Origin of the sequence: Paraburkholderia sp. SG-MS1, assembly GCF_012275575.1 — a bacterium.
Taxonomy (GTDB): Bacteria; Pseudomonadota; Gammaproteobacteria; order Burkholderiales; family Burkholderiaceae; genus Paraburkholderia.
On record NZ_NPIH01000168.1, the window covers coordinates 17,666 to 32,656 of the forward strand.

Consider the following 14,991-nt stretch of genomic DNA (forward strand, 5'->3'; position numbering starts at 1 on the left):
CAGAAACGTCATGGTGCTGCAATGAAAAATATCGCAGATAAGATAGAAACAATCGCATATATAGAGCGAACTATAGCATCGACGCGTCGGTACCAAGGGAATTGGACAGCACCATTTTTGATATCGGACATACACGCGGTAACGTGGGTGCTACGAACCCCACACTCTAAGAATTACGAAGGTCGTTGGGTCAAAACAAAAGAGTTTTCGTGGGACATTCCGCTGGGAGGAGGCTTAAGGCTTACCCAGGCAAGATTTGACCAATTAAGGAAGCTAATTCAAGAAATCTGCTTCCTAATGCGCTCACTTCCTCAATCTGGGATTGAGTCCACGAACAGCCATATCGCGGTCATACGAGTGTTGCTAATTTTCGTGCGCTGGTGCATTCGTCAAGGTAAGCAATTAGCTGTCGAGACAGAGGGCTTCTCCAGAATCGACACGAGTGTGATTCAACGATTTTTGAAAGCTTACTCGGAGGAGGGAGTGCTCGGCGTTATGCAGTTTCACAAGAAGATTATCCATGAGGCGGGCGAGGCAGCGTTCCTTGACAGCTCGGAGAGTAATCTGAAGAAACAGCTTTATGCGTTACCAGAAGAGGTAAAAAATCGTGTTTGTGGGTGGTTGGAATCGAAAAAACTTTATTCAAGTAACGGTTACGGTAGGGCTGGCCGGGCCGTTAATCGAAGAAAATTAGCAGAGATTCTCCAGACCGACACTTCGTACCTGCAAGGTGACCGGTTCATGAGCTTCTTAAGACAATTTGAACCTCAACTTGAGGAAGCATTCCCGGGCTTATGTGTCACCAGTGAGCTTCGAACCGAGTATCCGTCACATAGGACTTTAAGCATTGAGGACGCGAAGGAAGCGAAACCGACAGCTTCAAGAATGACAGCTATACTCAATGCTCTTAGAAGTCTCTTTGCCCTGCATAAGCATTTTCCGGAACAATTACCACCCAGTGAAGCTATCAATTTCTCGTTCAGCCGGTTCGTACGTCAGGCTACCGCAAACAAACATACGCCGTGGATGCCTCTTGAGCAGGCATTGAATTTCCTCTGCGAGGCTGTGCACTGGGTGCTCGACCTGGGTCACACGGTCATACGGTTTTTCCTGGTGGCACTGCAGGAATTCAGAGAGCGTGGATGGCTTGAGATAACCGGAACGGACGGAGAGGTGTATTACGAGAAGCGCAATCAGTGGATTACGGCTAATCTCCCCGAGCAACTGAGTTCGTTAAACATTTGTGGTTGGTCGAATCGCAGGTGGGAAATAACTGATTATTCTCAGCTGCGCAATTCACCGACGTTGGTCGACGTTGTGCGAGTGCTGATTGGTGCATGTACGACTGTTGCCGCCGCTCTCAAGCCAATTCGAATCGATGAGCTTGAAAATCTGCCTCGCTCTTGTATTTCGCACGCGGAAGGAGATGGGTATTGGATTACCCATCATCGCGGGAAGGACACGGAAGAATTGGTGTACTCGAAAACAGATGCGCCCATCCCTTTGGTGCTTGCCAGAGCAATCGATTTGCTCGGCCAACTCGGGGAGGGGGCTTATCGGCTGTGTGAGACCTCCGAACCGTGGGACGCGAATTCCCTCTACTTCCTCCCAGATTTCTCGTGCGTCGAGATTCGCATTAAAAAGATGGGCAGCCGGTATGTCCATAGTTCGATGGACTTGTTTGCAGACTACATCAATCTACCTGTTGATTCGATGGGTCGGCGGTGGTATCCGAGAATTCATGAGCATCGGAAGAGTTTCTTGATTACATTTGTATGGAGCTTCAGATTTGCAGCAATTGACGCGGCGAGGCAGCTCGTTGGCCATTCCGACGAGAAATACATGCGCGCGTACTTGGAGTCGAACTTCCCGGACGAGTCCATGCCGAGTTCGCAGGCTCAGTATCTCGCTAGCTTGCTCTGGAACTTCCAGGCTAGCCATGGCCGTGAGTCGGGTGCGACTGACCTCGACCAACTTTATAAATCCGTACGTCGCCGCTTCAAGGTCAAGGATATTAGTGAGCTGAAGGAAAATGACCTCGAACAATGGATTGAGCTTCAGCTACTCAAGAAGCGTATCGAGATGGTTCCGTACTTCATTTCTGTCGGTGACAACTTCAACAAGCGCTTCGCAGTTACGGTAGTGATGCGGCCGAAGGGAGGGTTGGATGAGCAAGGACCATAAGCCACGAAAGCAGCACGTCGAGAGTGCGAGGGCGCGGTGGACCCTTTTGCTAGCGATTCTCAATGGAAAGATAAAACGCAATGAACAAACTAGCGTAGAAGCGGCCGTTCAAACCCAGCAAGCTTTTGCTGATTTCAGTCTCGATGAGAAAGGAATCGGTCAGCTATCTCTTAATTCGTTAAAAGTGAGCGCTGAGGTAGCTGTTGTTCCGGGAGGATGGAGACAACTCAATCGTTTGCGAGAGGAATGTAGGACATTGCTTTCGGAGGTAGATGTCAAGCCCAATAAACCGCTTTCGAGAGCTGACAAAGCGGAAAAAAAGATTAATGAGCTCCAGCTCCGGAGAAATGAGGCAGACCGTGGGCAAGCCATCACCCTCCGTGCATACCAAGACCTACTCAACGCGTTAAGGAAGCTCAGTTCCGAAAGCCCGGCGGCTTATGAGAATTTGAGGAAGCATGAAGCCATCTATGACATTCGAGCGCTTTATCCGGTTGTAGATTCATTTACGACCCTGCCATCGGCCTTTAAAGACCTATCGGGAGATACGAAGCAGAAGACTGTTTCCGGCAAGGCGAAGGGTAAGGGAGATGGGAAGGGTGTGCCATGAAGAGGCAACTCTACAGTGTTATATCTGAGGTCCGTATTCCCGAGGAGCCTCGTTATGACCCGAAATCAGATATATATGTCGCAGACGGCTGGCGTGACCCGCTTACTACCGTTTTAATGATGTGGCCAAACGGTTTCCCATGCATTGAGATAAATCTGTATCTTATGTCGCTGGTAGAAAACCTTAGAGTTGATTCTACGGGAGGGTCGCTGAAGGAGATTGCGTCACAGCTTAGTCACATCGTCCGATTCTGCTGGGAGCACGATGGGATACGCAGAAATTTTTGGGACCTCGATAGCGCAAGTTATGAGACGTTTCTTCGAAAGCTTCAGTTTGAGGAGCACAAGTATCATATTGGGGAGCGCGCAAGACAGGGTAATAGGATTCGGGAAATATCTTTAGTTACGCTGACGTTTCTTGAATGGCTGCAAGACCACGTCTTGGTCGAGAGAAAATTGGTTGGATTGAGCTCAGAGGGGTATCGGATTGGTCTAGTATGGGTTCAAGAAAACAACCGATATGGAGGAAAATCGTATAAGAAGCGCTTTCCGTTTAAGATTCCCGTATCTGCACGAGACCCCAAGCCGCCAATGGCGATGGAGAGCATCCAAAGGTTACGGGAGGTAGTGCGGGAAAAATATGACATCAATAATCTGCATCCAAACTATATTGCTCAGTTTGAAAACCGTGACGAACTGAGCATAACCGTAGAGTTCTTTTTTCGTCGTCGAGAGTGCATGCTTCATATCCTGCAGCATTCTGGTTCGAGGCCTTACGAACTCGAATTATGCTCATACAAAAAGAATCTCGACCCAACTATCAGCAAGAAATTGGTTATGCCGACCGTCAAAAGAGAGGAGGGGTTTGTGCGAGAACTCCCGATTCAGTTCGCAACGTCGGTGATTATTGAGCTATATATCGATTGTCGATACCGATATCTACAGTTTTTGAAGATAAAGGGAGCTAATCCTAATCCGGGAGACGCTCTTTTCATCAATGAAAAAGGGGCTGGTATGAGTCGACGCGCTCTGACGACAGAGTTTAAGCGACTTTGTGCCCGAGCCGGGTTGGTTTCCCGTCAATGTCTAAGCATGTTACGACATCGATTCATTACGCTTGCGGTCGCAGTTGAATTGAAGCAGGTAATCAAGGACGACCCCTCATTTCCTGTTCATTCAAGGCTGTTTGCTGACTATCGGACCATCCTTACCCGAGTAGCGAAATTGACAGGACACACTAATCCCGAGAGTCTGATGCCGTATATCCACCTGGCGTGGGATGAACTCCATTTGTTTGGAGGCGCAGATGACCTTCGCGAACTTGTGATGGTCATCGAGGAAGTACGCGCGCTGCGGAAAGTCTATGCTTCTGACACGAGCGCGACAGTCGGGGAAACGTCACAAGAGCTAGACGGCAAGCTGCGCTTGTTCGACGCGATGATGCAGGTTTTGACTGAAAGCGTGGAAAAGCTCGTCGCTCGACAGCAACCCGGGTTGGAAGCTCGTACAGTGCGGCTGTCGTAAGAAAACCGGCTAGACCGTATGGGAAAGGATGAGTAGGCACACATCCGACTGGTTGACAGACTCAGCTTCATTGCAAGCTGTTTCGGTAACTAACGACCAATTCCGTGTGAATGAGGGTCACTGTTGACGTGCATCTATCTCGTGAGTGATTTCAGACAAACTGCGGCTGGTCGAAGCGAGTGGGTGGATTTTTAACGGGTCTCTTTCGGCTGCGCGGGCTGCAGCAAATCCGGAATCGCGACACCTAGCGCCTTTGCAAGGTCCTGCAAATCAACCACCAAGGGATTTGCCTTTCGATTCTCCAGTCGCCCGACATACGTACGGAACCTGCTCGCTTCAACTGACAGCGATTCTTGGCTAAGGCCTCGTGCCGCCCGGAACGCTTTTACATTAGCAATAATCCGCGTGAGTGGCTCCTGACTCTCAGGACGCTGCTCTTTTTCCGGCCGGTCAGACAGAAAATCCAAAACATCGACCTCCAGTTGTGCCGCGAAGCGGACCAGAGTGGTCAGGCGAAGGTTGGCGTGCCGATTCTGCTCAAGCGCTGTCAAATTCGCTCTGGACACCGACGCCTTCGCAACCAAGTCGTCCTGCGAAAAGCCCCTGCGTTTTCGAATTTTTTGAAGTCTCTCGGAAATCCCGAGCGCGACTGCGTCATCTAATGTTGGCATGCCGGCACTTTGGCGTGCCTCGGCATACTTATCTACTATTCAAGATAAGTACGCGTGAAATTAGCACGCATATAAATATACAATGAGGTCGCTTGGCGTCTCTGCAGTCCGAGATGTGGGCTGTGGCTTCCCCGAGCTATTCGCGACTGACAACGTCGCCTTACGGTTTCGAAGGCAATTGAAAACTCGTACTGCTCTCACGTTCGACGGGAGGCGGCCGTGTCATGGCGACGGTTTGCGGGCCGTCACGGCGCGTGCGTTGAGCGGGACCAGTATGGCTTCCGAAGCTGTATGCGCGAGGAGGGTATTCGTCGGTGCATGTTTTCTCAGGCCGGGGAGCGTGGCGACCGTTCGTGCGTCGCGCACTTGACTTAATTCTGCTCACTTGTGTTTGGGGCATGGTGTCGTGCGCAAATTCATCCGGTTACCGACGACCGCCATATGGGCGCAAGGGGAAGATGCAATAGATATGGACTGCGTGGGACGCACAAACAGGAGCGCCTCAGCGGAGTCGAGCAGTCCGTCATCCAGCAATCGGAGGGTCGATTGCGAATTGCCGAAAATGAAAGCTTCGTTCGGAAGCGGTTGGTGGCCACCTCGCAAATTCATGGGGGAGGCTGGGAGATGGAAGAAAGTGGTCTACGTGTTCTTTTGCATGAGCGGCGCTCTCGGTCCGCTGCGCCCGTATTGCATCGTGCCGAAATCTCACGGCGAGAAGGCAAACATGCGTTCGCTCGAAGGCGATGTTTTGCGGTTAGAAGCATCGCTCAGTGATTTTCCAGGAGCGGTCATCGTGGCTGGCAATGCGTGGCCCCTTTATTACGACCTCGAATCCATACGGCAGGCGTTCGCCCGGTTGGGTAGTCGCGTGGTGAATGTCGTTAGTACGCTAGCAGATAGGAAAGAGGAGGCGGTGTTGGACTACATGTCGAATCGCTCGGAGCCATACGTGGTATTAGCGTCGCCAGAGTTCGAGTTCTCGTCGCGTACCGATGAACGAAGAATTGACGTCGACGGCCAGCGCGGATTTGACCAAGACGCGCAGTCAGCTTTGCGTGCCCGTCTGCGTTCAATCGGTGACCCGGCAGCTCGCCCGTTAACCAAGGACGACATTCTGCAGGCAACGGCGTCAGCGCTTGCTCTTCGGCGGGCCAGTCGAATTCTCTCCCGTGTGCGTGCAAGTGAGGATTCGCAGTTTCAAAGAAGTCTTCGAGCATTATTAGGTGAACGGTGACGGAGAAGTTACCGGATGTTGGTTCTATCGCGACTTCATGCGGAGCTGCGAATTAACTGCTTATCCTCGACAAGGTAGGAATTCATTGATGGAAGAACATGTCGTTGCTTGGCAGCGCGCGACCGTAACACAGCATGCACTATTGCCCGTGCGAGTCTCGCATGACGCATTTTTCCATGTGCGCTACGGTGGACCGAAAGATGGTGCCGTTGAGAATGCATTTATCGCACACACTTACGCGAGCGTTCGAACGCTGCTGGCGAAAGCAAACTCGGCTACACCCATTGTGTACTTCTGTTCTAAGGCGGTGGGCCGAGATATGTCGGTTCGGCGAGTAACAGCCGTTAGAGAAGTGCCAGACACGAACATGTACATCCTTGATTTCGAGGATGGGCGCGGGGTTTTGTGGGATGAGAGCGAGTATCTCGGGTCAATTAGCGCTTACGTCGAGATAGACACGCCGCTGACCGTGAGCCAACTCGGGAACATATCCGTACGTATTGCAAGCGTGACCAATGCCGAACAGGGACTGAATGATGCGGCTCAAGACAGAGTCTGAATTCAGCCAATGCTATGAATGGCAACAACGGCAGCATCTGCAAACTGGAGCTGGGTCGACAGGTGTTATTTCTCGACTTCGACGGTGTACTGCACAGACTCAGTGCTATCCGAACACGGCGAGGCATTACTGCTAACTCTCCATCGATTCAACTTTTCGAATTTGCGCCAATTCTTGCAGATGTTCTCGACCCGTACGGCAATGTGCAAATAGTACTTTCGACATCCTGGGTACCCATTTTGGGTTACCAGCGAGCGAGAGATGCGTTGCCTACCGGGCTCAGGGCGCGCGTTGTTGGGGCGACCTATCACTCGCAGTATGCCGACGCTGGAACTTGGGCATTGAGGCCACGAGGTGAGCAAATACTGCGCTATGTTTGGACTAACCGCCTGACGAATTGGCTCGCGATAGACGATGACATTAACGGCCTTGGCCAACATCTCTCTCATGTTGTCAGATGCGACGAAAGGTTTGGTCTGGGCGAGGTCGAAACTCAAAAAGTCTTGAGGGTTCGCCTCGCAGAGCAGTTCCGATAAACGGGCAATGACGGGTGGTCTAATGCGGGATGTTCTGTTTCTTGATATCGACGGCGTGCTCCATCGTGGCATCGCGCGTCGCGCCGGCAACCAGGTTATGAGCAGTTCGCCCTACATAAAGCTGTTCGAATATGTGCCGATTCTCGACGACCTTTTATCTCCGTATCCCGACATCGAAATCGTGCTTTCTAGCGACTGGTCGCTCGTTTTTGGAACTGAAGCGACATGCAAGGTAATGCCGTCTTCGAGTGTACAGGAGCGCGTTGTCGGTGCGACTTACGACGGTTGCGATTTTGACTCGCGACTGTGGCCGGTGCTGACTCGCGGTGAACAGGTTCTCGACTACGTTCGAAGAAACAGACCGCTGCGATGGTTGGCTGTTGACGACAGGGCCGACGGGTTCGAGGCGGTGCGAGATAGGCTCGTTCACTGTCAAACAGACGTTGGTCTAGGCGACCTGGCAGTTGTCGAGCAATTCCGAGAGCGGCTACAACGCTATTTCAAGGACGCCTCTTAATATGATGCGGAAGGCCGGCGGGCACAAGAAAACCAGGGTGCGTGGAGAGGGCATAGCCTCGAGAGGCACGAGTAGACCACGCAAACGGTTTGAAAGACAAGTGTACGAAGCAATTGACCTCGTCCTTGCTCCGTTCGTAGCAGAGATGACCCCTCGTCGCTATGTGGACCTGATGACGACGGCGAACGCAGTGATTGGTCGTGCGCTCAAGGAGGCCATTCGAGACGAGCTATATCAGCAGCAAAACGCGAGGTCAGCGGCTGAGTCGTAGTAGGACGGAGGGATGATGGAGGAAAGGTGTCTATCTAGCTCGATTCTGCGGATGTCTCGGACATCGTCTGGCTCGAACGCTAGTCGATTCGCCAGTTCGCCAATGGTGGACAACACCTCGTCGGCTACCATCGTAAGACGCGTGATGGCCGTGTGAGCTCAGAGCTAAGGGAACTGAATTGTCTGACCCGCACCGCGCGTACACAGAGCGGTCGAGTGTATCAGCTAGTCGGACCATGCGGATGGGAAAGCAACGCAGAGTATGTATTCAATAAGGTCGAATCGGTCTTGGGCGATGGTCAAGCGTGGACGGATGTAACGGCCGAACTGATTCCAAACTGTTGCGACAGAAATGCGGTAACAGCCACACGCGAAGAGGTGACGCTCCCCGCCGCAGCGTCTCTTATTAGTCTCACGCCCATATTTGCGTGGCATCGTCGCGAACGGCACGCTAACAGCTCGAGTTGACGTTGATGGACTCAATGGATTCCCGCTGCAGCGGTGCAGGCGTATCGTGCTAAACGCGTGCGGCCCAGCAGCAGGGCCTCGACGCGATGATGAGCGCGACCGACCGCCTTGGTCGCTATGAAGACGAGTTCCAAAACCTCCCGTCTTGTCGAAATTTCGATGACGACGGGAACGAATAGCCCGGACGCTCACGCGAAACATTGGTCAACCACTGCGGCCCTCGAAGGGTCGTTGGTCTGCTGCGGGTTCCACGAAAGACAGGGGGAATCCGATGAACGATTTCAAGCCGAATGCGAGACAAAAAAAGCTGATTGGGCGAGCGCTGGGGTCACATCGTCAGGCGCAGGCGACAGTCATTATGCGCCGGACGGGCTGGTCGAATGTTGGAGCAGAGAGGCTGGGATTGAACATCCTCGGAACAACGGGAAGCCGAAGGTCAGCGCGGACTCGCGCCCGCGTAGTGTCAGGAGACGGAAAAAGAATGATTCTGACTAGCCTCCAAAGAGAATTCGCGCACTGATACGGAAAATAGCTCTTACTCGACTGATGGAAGCAAACGGTCCTCTCGTGAAAGGCAGTGACCGAATGGACTTCCGCTGATAGTCGTTCGCGAGTCATACGCGTGCTCCTTGTATCTGGGCGGCTCTGTAACCGCGCCGTATTCCGAAACGGAGAATTGGACCGTCGTCCGAGCACCTGTAATGGCGTTCGGTTAGGAATGCGCGATTGCCCCGAGTCGCACCAGCTAAGCGGCTTTCGGCTTTCTCGGCTTGCGAGGCTTTGCTCCTTTACTTCTGGGGTCGGAAACATCAAAGACTATAACTTCTGTCTTTATCGAGATGTCGGCGGGCAAATCTGCCTTCAGCATCTTTTCCATTTCCGTCGCCGTCATAGGTCCGTCAGAGCCGTCTGGACGCGATGTAGTCTTGTTCGGTGAGTTCCCAAACCAGAAAACTAGATAAACTCCATGTCCATCGGCTCCGACTGAACTTGCGTAGCCCTGCAGTTGTGTTGCGGCTGCGGTCCAGACATCCTCATGGTTGTTCCGTTTGGCCTCGATTGGTACTGTGTGGCCACTCGCGGTGAGGGAAATGATGTCTGCTCGTGTTTCATCGGCACGCCTCGCCTCGGGCATCGGCGGGACAATTTTATAGGGTCTCAGGCGGTCGCGAATACGCTCCAGAAGTCTGTCCCGACATTCGTTCTCGATTAGTGGGCTGGTTGGCTTCCCATTTGAATCAACATTCCAGTAGCGTTTCCAAGGGGTTACGTCGTCGGACCGGAGTTCGGAAGATAGTCTTCGGAGTTCCTCCACGACCACTGCAAAAAGGTCTGAGCTATTCACGGGTGCGCCACCAGCGAGCGCTGACCTGATACTACTTGGTGCAGGATGCAGAAAACCAATGTCACGCTTCCTTCGATTGAAGTTGGCAAGCGCATGTATTATGAATCCACGCCAATCTTCCAGAGATGGCTCATCGGCCAAGCTCCTGAGAACCTCGCCCGCTGTGTTGTCACCAGTCGTCGAAAGCCATTGCATGGACCGGTGCACTATCTGTCTTGCGCGTCCTTGAGCGGAGTTTTCGTCGAATTCAGCGGTAGGTGATACGAGGGCACCGAACATACGAATGGCGATGTTCTCTTTAACAATACGTTCGGAAACGTCAGCATGCGGCAGCACACTTGCTAGGTCGCTCGCAGAGTACGAGTCAAGCAGCGCGGTAAGGTCCTTGCTTTCGTTGTCGCGCACGAATTGCTCACCGTATTCTTTGGGTTTGAGAAAGAAGAGTACATATCTCCACATTTCACGATTTATACGTGGGACTGATTGGTCGTTCGATATCTCTTTCGCAAGTTCAAGAATCCGAGTCGTGGGCAACAGATGTGACGCTGCATACATTAGTTGTTTTAGTACAGTTGCGTGGGTGTTCTTATGCTCCACCAGCAAAATTTCAATAACACTACCAACCACCTGCGACGCCTCGTTGACGTCTGTCATCAGTTGAGAAATCAGAGCCAAGTCAGTTACGCCGGCAGCGAGAGCAGTCCGCCAGAAGTCTGTTAGAGCGCGAGTGCCCACATCTGTAGAACGGAAAATTCGAAAGCGGGCCCATCTCTCAAGACGTTGACGCTTCTCTGTGGACTGTACGAAGTGGCTCATCCGTAGCGCCGAAATTGCAATTTCGACGCAAATGGAATCAAGCGTGGAAAGCTCTTTGGCATCGAGCAGTATGTCGATGCCCGCAACAGCAGCCAACTCAATGGCTCGAAACTGATTTGCTGCCGTCAGCATTCCGAGTTCTGTCGCGGTAAATTTTCCGACGTTGTCGTAAGCGACGGAGCGGAAGCCTGTCACTATTGCGGCGGCAACTAACTCGTTTGTATGGTAGGCGACACGATTGACACCGCTGGAAGGTTCGGGTGTCGCGTGGTTAGCGAAATACAACTGTGCTGCCCAGCCCAATATGTTTGCCTGATGGCCCGCCGCGATTTCGGACAGCACAGGCATGAACTTGTCGACGTATGAGGCAGCGACGCGCGCATCTTCTGAAGACCTGCCGGTTCGTTTCACTGAACTTCGGGGATGGTCTTTGCTCCATTCATCTTGAATCAACCTGCTTAGAAGCTCGGGGAACTCGTTATTCTTTGAGAGTGCCTCGTAGACGCTCCAAAAAGACAAATCACTCTCACATACATGGGTACGAGAACTCTCAACAGCGGCAGAAAGGTATCGACGACGGATGCTGGACAAAGACGCCTTATCGGCCTTCTGCAAAAGCTCCTGTATCAGTGCTGGAGAAGGGTGTCGTCGCCCAACGTGCGTGTAAATGTTTACCGAAAGCCATGGAGTGTCTGGGTTCGGGTTCGATGACAGTATCGCATCAAACAGTTCGATTCCATACTTTTCATCTTTTGCGAGCCAATCCGTGAGTGCCTTGCTGCTTTCTTGTTTCAAGGCGGACCAGATATTTTTGTCCACATTGCATATCCATTTCCAGATTGTTGCGCCATCGAGATTCGTGCTTTGACGGATAGCGGCGGCTAACACGCGGTCCAAGATTTGGTCTACCTCTCCTGACCTAGGTCGTGCTTCCGCTTGGCTCCGCCATGAAGAGAATGGCTCGTCAAATAGGCCAAGAGTTGGCTCCCTTTCCATTCGCAATTGCAAATCGGTCAAATGGCCAATGGTGTTGTCTTCTGAGCATTCCTCGAAGCTCGATAGAATCGACTTGACGATTTTCGGATTAAGCGGACCAGCGGCTTTCGCTAAAGCCAGCTGAACCCGGACCTTTTCCCGTGCTATCGAAGAAGGTTCTTTCTTAAGTTCCGCGAGCAAGTCCTCGCTCTCTTGGGAAATGTCGGAACGGTTTAACCATGCGCGAACGGCTCGAATACGTTGCCAGGCTGGTCGACTCGTATCGAGCACAATGTTTCGTAGCAGCGGGCGAAGTGAGGTAACGGGCCTGCCTGCGGATAGCACTTCAAATACGGTAACGAGAACGTGTCCCTCGTTTTGCCCGGCCTGTAAAATCTGAGAAAAATCGCTCGCCAATTCTTCGGTGGCCAGTCCGCCAAGTGCAATAGTCTCGGTGCCCTGCCAGTCACTCGAAGCACGAAAATATGGGTCGTTTTTTCCCAAATTTTCAAGTATCGCCCGCTTCAATTCGACTGGGAGGGCGGCTGCATCTCCGTACGCTAGTACTGAAAAGGCGTCTGACTCAATTAAACGACGGGCTCCATCGACGTCTCCGGAACCTGCGAGATGAGTCGCAAACCAGGCGTACAGTCCGCGTAGTTCGGTAGGCGGACAACCGTCAAATCCGCTTATCAACGCGATGGCTCTAGAGAGTGGATAGGCAGCCTTGTTGTCTTCTCCCAAAACTGTTTGCGCCAGAGCTTTTCCGGCAAGAAACTCCGCTATCGTTCGATGCTGAGGCTCAAATCGCCTGCCTTCTCCCTTGAATAGCGAGCAGTCGAGCATATCGGAGAGTTCAATGTTTTCTAATCCCAAGTCAGTGGCATCCAGCAGCAGGCACTGTTCGGTTTGTGCATTCGCCTTGCTTGTATTGGACCGCCAGATGTGGTCGGCACCGGACAGCAGCAGTATGAGACACGCTTGGCTCGCAAGAGCAATCCGTTGCTGTGTCGAGAGGCGTGACTGTCCCTCATAGTCGACGTTGTCTTCTTCTGCCGACGCATTGGTTGCTGCGCGAAACAAATCGTATCTGCCTGACGGCCACACGCCCACGTTTCGGCTTACTGCTTTATGGAGAAGCTTTACGCTGAGTGGGGTCTGCAGGAATCCATGGGCACCGAAACTATTTGCGGTTTCTACGAATTGTTCCGGTGACCGCTCGCCGAGATGACGCAGTATGGCCAGCACTTCCTCGCCGAGCAATGGTTGTAATTGAACGACCAAAGGTGGTTCGTTATTGCTTAATTGGAGAAAGGGTTTGATATCCGCTTCGCTTCGCCAATCCTCAGAGCGGCATGCAATGCGCCATCGAGTCGCATTGAGGTCGCGCATCGCAGCCGTGAGGTCCCAAGCTTTGTCAGTGGGATTACCATCGCTTCGGTACTCATCAATGCCATCAACGTAGAGAATTTTCGTCTTGTCGACTGTGAGCGTGTGTTGCTTGGCGGCCTTGAATATCAATTCCCGGGCCGTATAAACAACGGAGCCATCTCTTGCTGCTTCTGCCCTTAAGGTTGACGTCTTGCCGCTCCCAGGCTCGCCAAGTAGGACGACAAAAGGGAAGTTGACGAGGTCACTAACAAATCGGACTTCTTGCTCATCTTGCGCGCGTGCGCCAATGACCCGAATACGACGATTTAAAACAGGAAAATCGGGTGACAAATCCAATTGGGTTTCTAAGCTCATAGTATTTTCGGTTTGGTCCCTAAGTTTGGAGTATATCGTTCGACCAATTTCCAACCGAGCAATGACAATGCGTGTGACTGCATTGCGGTATCTAGTTCCACACAGATGCACAAGGCAACAAGCAGCGCTACTAAATTGGTTGTGAAGGCCTTTATCCTAATTTAGCGTGCCTCTGGAATTGTGTCAGAGCCTCAAGCTGCTAGCCTGTGCTCATAATAAGGTCGGTCTCTGTCATCAAGAATGGCATACATCGCTTGTAGGTTGGATACTTTAGGGTTCAGCCATGCTTCGATATTTTCCCTTTTGATGGGGACGATGCATCGGTCGTGACCAGCGGCCGCAATTTCCGGCGGGGGCTCATCGGTGATAGCGGCGAACGAGAGCAGGTCCGGCTCTCCCGGTGCGCTCCATCGAGACCACAGGCAGGCGACGTGCATTACTTGACCGTTGCTTGGGCGAAACTCCAAGACGACGTTCTCGTCCTTCTGGTGCGTCTCCAGCAATGTCCCCTCCATCTTCGCTTTGCTGACGTTTTCGTAGAATACGTCCACGAGCATCACTCCGTGCATGTGTCCAAAGCACGGCTTCCAGAATCCTTCGAGATTGTCGCGGCGCGCGTTGTACGTGCCGGGATATTTCACGTCGTAATTGGCAGGCTTACCAACAATCCGACACTGGTATCGCATCGGCTTGACAACGTACTCGCCATTGTTCATCACGAGGACCGGCGCGTAGTGTCCGGGAAAGATACGAGAGTCACGAGGTTTTGACTCGGTTCGGTTTATATCTTCAATGCGACGCAGCGACGCTTCGATTTTGTCCGTAGCGATGCGCTTGCTTTCGGTTGCAGCTCTCGTCACCTTCGACTGAAGCGTACGCTCGGCGTCTGCGAGCCGGGCGCGTTGCTTGAAGAGTTCCTGCTCCAGTTTCGTCGCCTGCTCGGCGTTGAATCCGGTGATGAGCTGCCTTATCTCTCGCTCGCCATCCGTCTGCGGGTCGCGGAAAAAGTCGTCGAGTGCTTTCGGAATCTTTGCCTTGCTGCCTTCTGCGCGTTCGAAGTAGAGCCGTGCGAATTCCGCGATGTCCATGTGTGCACCGAAGGTGCGTACGTACCGTCGATAGTCAGCGTGAATCTGAGCCGAGTAGCACATGCGTCCTCCTCATCTGTTTCACCATTAGCTGACTAAATCATCTGCGTTGACTGCATCGGGTCTCTGTCCCGATGCAGGACCCGTCGCAATTCCGACAGAAGTGTCGGTCCCGTACGCTGTCGTCAACTCGCCAGTTGTTCACCGTCTCCGTTGCCTTCGTGCCCACTGTCCGGCCGTTTTCGCAGGCGAAGAAGGTCTGCTCGCCAGCCTTGCCACGGGCGACAGCCTCGTCAATGGTCGCATCCCCGAACGCTCGGCGCAATTCAGTCACAAACGCCGCAATTTCAGGCATCGGGTGCTTGCGTACAGGCATGTCCATCAGTGTCTTCCGTCGCAAATAAAAAGGGTCCCTTCACGGGCCGAGTTTTTGATATACGATACTGTAC

Annotated in this window: 11 protein-coding genes; 7 read left to right on the plus strand and 4 right to left on the minus strand. The window is 52.5% G+C overall.

Annotated features, from left to right (window positions below; translation table 11 throughout):
- Positions 1-21 precede the first annotated feature (21 nt).
- From CIC12_RS12875 to CIC12_RS12885, 3 genes are read left to right on the plus strand one after another with little or no spacing between them, the layout of a single operon-like run.
- A complete protein-coding gene (locus CIC12_RS12875; protein WP_238812563.1) occupies positions 22-2,184 on the plus strand; it encodes a hypothetical protein in 2,163 nt (720 codons plus the stop codon).
- Positions 2,168-2,794: a hypothetical protein gene (locus CIC12_RS12880; RefSeq protein ID WP_168664486.1), complete on the plus strand. Its 627-nt coding sequence runs from the start codon at positions 2,168-2,170 to the stop codon at positions 2,792-2,794. The genes CIC12_RS12875 and CIC12_RS12880 overlap by 17 nt, the downstream gene beginning before the upstream one ends.
- On the plus strand, positions 2,791-4,317 hold the full coding sequence (locus CIC12_RS12885; RefSeq protein WP_168664487.1) for a phage integrase family protein: 1,527 nt from the start codon (positions 2,791-2,793) through the stop codon (positions 4,315-4,317). The genes CIC12_RS12880 and CIC12_RS12885 overlap by 4 nt, the downstream gene beginning before the upstream one ends.
- Before the next feature lie 191 nt (positions 4,318-4,508).
- Here CIC12_RS12885 and CIC12_RS12890 read toward each other — a convergent pair whose 3' ends face one another.
- Positions 4,509-4,988 (minus strand): helix-turn-helix domain-containing protein, encoded by a 480-nt coding sequence (locus tag CIC12_RS12890; protein ID WP_168664488.1) that lies wholly within the window; start codon positions 4,986-4,988, stop codon positions 4,509-4,511.
- 634 nt (positions 4,989-5,622) lie between these two features.
- Here CIC12_RS12890 and CIC12_RS12895 point away from each other — a divergent pair.
- From CIC12_RS12895 to CIC12_RS12910, 4 genes are all read left to right on the plus strand, one after another.
- Entirely contained in the window at positions 5,623-6,222 is a 600-nt protein-coding gene (locus CIC12_RS12895; RefSeq protein WP_168664489.1) for a hypothetical protein, read from the plus strand.
- A gap of 88 nt (positions 6,223-6,310) precedes the next feature.
- Positions 6,311-6,781, plus strand: a complete 471-nt coding sequence (locus CIC12_RS12900; protein WP_168664490.1) for a hypothetical protein — start codon at positions 6,311-6,313, stop codon at positions 6,779-6,781.
- Positions 6,782-6,795: 14 nt separating this feature from the next.
- A complete protein-coding gene (locus CIC12_RS12905) occupies positions 6,796-7,317 on the plus strand; it encodes an HAD domain-containing protein (RefSeq protein ID WP_168664491.1) in 522 nt (173 codons plus the stop codon).
- A 22-nt stretch (positions 7,318-7,339) separates the two neighbouring features.
- Entirely contained in the window at positions 7,340-7,834 is a 495-nt protein-coding gene (locus tag CIC12_RS12910) for an HAD domain-containing protein (RefSeq protein ID WP_168664572.1), read from the plus strand.
- Positions 7,835-9,317: 1,483 nt separating this feature from the next.
- Here CIC12_RS12910 and CIC12_RS12915 read toward each other — a convergent pair.
- From CIC12_RS12915 to CIC12_RS33080, 3 genes are all read right to left on the minus strand, one after another.
- A complete protein-coding gene (locus CIC12_RS12915; RefSeq protein ID WP_168664492.1) occupies positions 9,318-13,454 on the minus strand; it encodes a hypothetical protein in 4,137 nt (1,378 codons plus the stop codon).
- 191 nt (positions 13,455-13,645) lie between these two features.
- Positions 13,646-14,605, minus strand: a complete 960-nt coding sequence (locus CIC12_RS12920) for an SOS response-associated peptidase family protein (protein ID WP_168664493.1) — start codon at positions 14,603-14,605, stop codon at positions 13,646-13,648.
- A gap of 37 nt (positions 14,606-14,642) precedes the next feature.
- Positions 14,643-14,924, minus strand: a complete 282-nt coding sequence (locus CIC12_RS33080) for a hypothetical protein (RefSeq protein ID WP_168664494.1) — start codon at positions 14,922-14,924, stop codon at positions 14,643-14,645.
- Between the last annotated feature and the right edge of the window lie 67 nt (positions 14,925-14,991).

Bases quoted from the DNA above. Each gene is read 5' to 3' on its own strand.
- CIC12_RS12910 (WP_168664572.1), top strand. From the start codon at position 7,340: ATGCGGGATGTTCTGTTTCTTGATATCGACGGCGTGCTCCATCGTGGC.
- CIC12_RS12905 (WP_168664491.1), top strand. From the start codon at position 6,796: ATGAATGGCAACAACGGCAGCATCTGCAAACTGGAGCTGGGTCGACAG.
- CIC12_RS12890 (WP_168664488.1), bottom strand. From the start codon at position 4,988: ATGCCAACATTAGATGACGCAGTCGCGCTCGGGATTTCCGAGAGACTT.
- CIC12_RS12875 (WP_238812563.1), top strand. From the start codon at position 22: ATGAAAAATATCGCAGATAAGATAGAAACAATCGCATATATAGAGCGA.
- CIC12_RS12915 (WP_168664492.1), bottom strand. From the start codon at position 13,454: ATGAGCTTAGAAACCCAATTGGATTTGTCACCCGATTTTCCTGTTTTA.
- CIC12_RS12900 (WP_168664490.1), top strand. From the start codon at position 6,311: ATGGAAGAACATGTCGTTGCTTGGCAGCGCGCGACCGTAACACAGCAT.
- CIC12_RS12880 (WP_168664486.1), top strand. From the start codon at position 2,168: ATGAGCAAGGACCATAAGCCACGAAAGCAGCACGTCGAGAGTGCGAGG.
- CIC12_RS33080 (WP_168664494.1), bottom strand. From the start codon at position 14,924: ATGGACATGCCTGTACGCAAGCACCCGATGCCTGAAATTGCGGCGTTT.
- CIC12_RS12885 (WP_168664487.1), top strand. From the start codon at position 2,791: ATGAAGAGGCAACTCTACAGTGTTATATCTGAGGTCCGTATTCCCGAG.
- CIC12_RS12920 (WP_168664493.1), bottom strand. From the start codon at position 14,605: ATGTGCTACTCGGCTCAGATTCACGCTGACTATCGACGGTACGTACGC.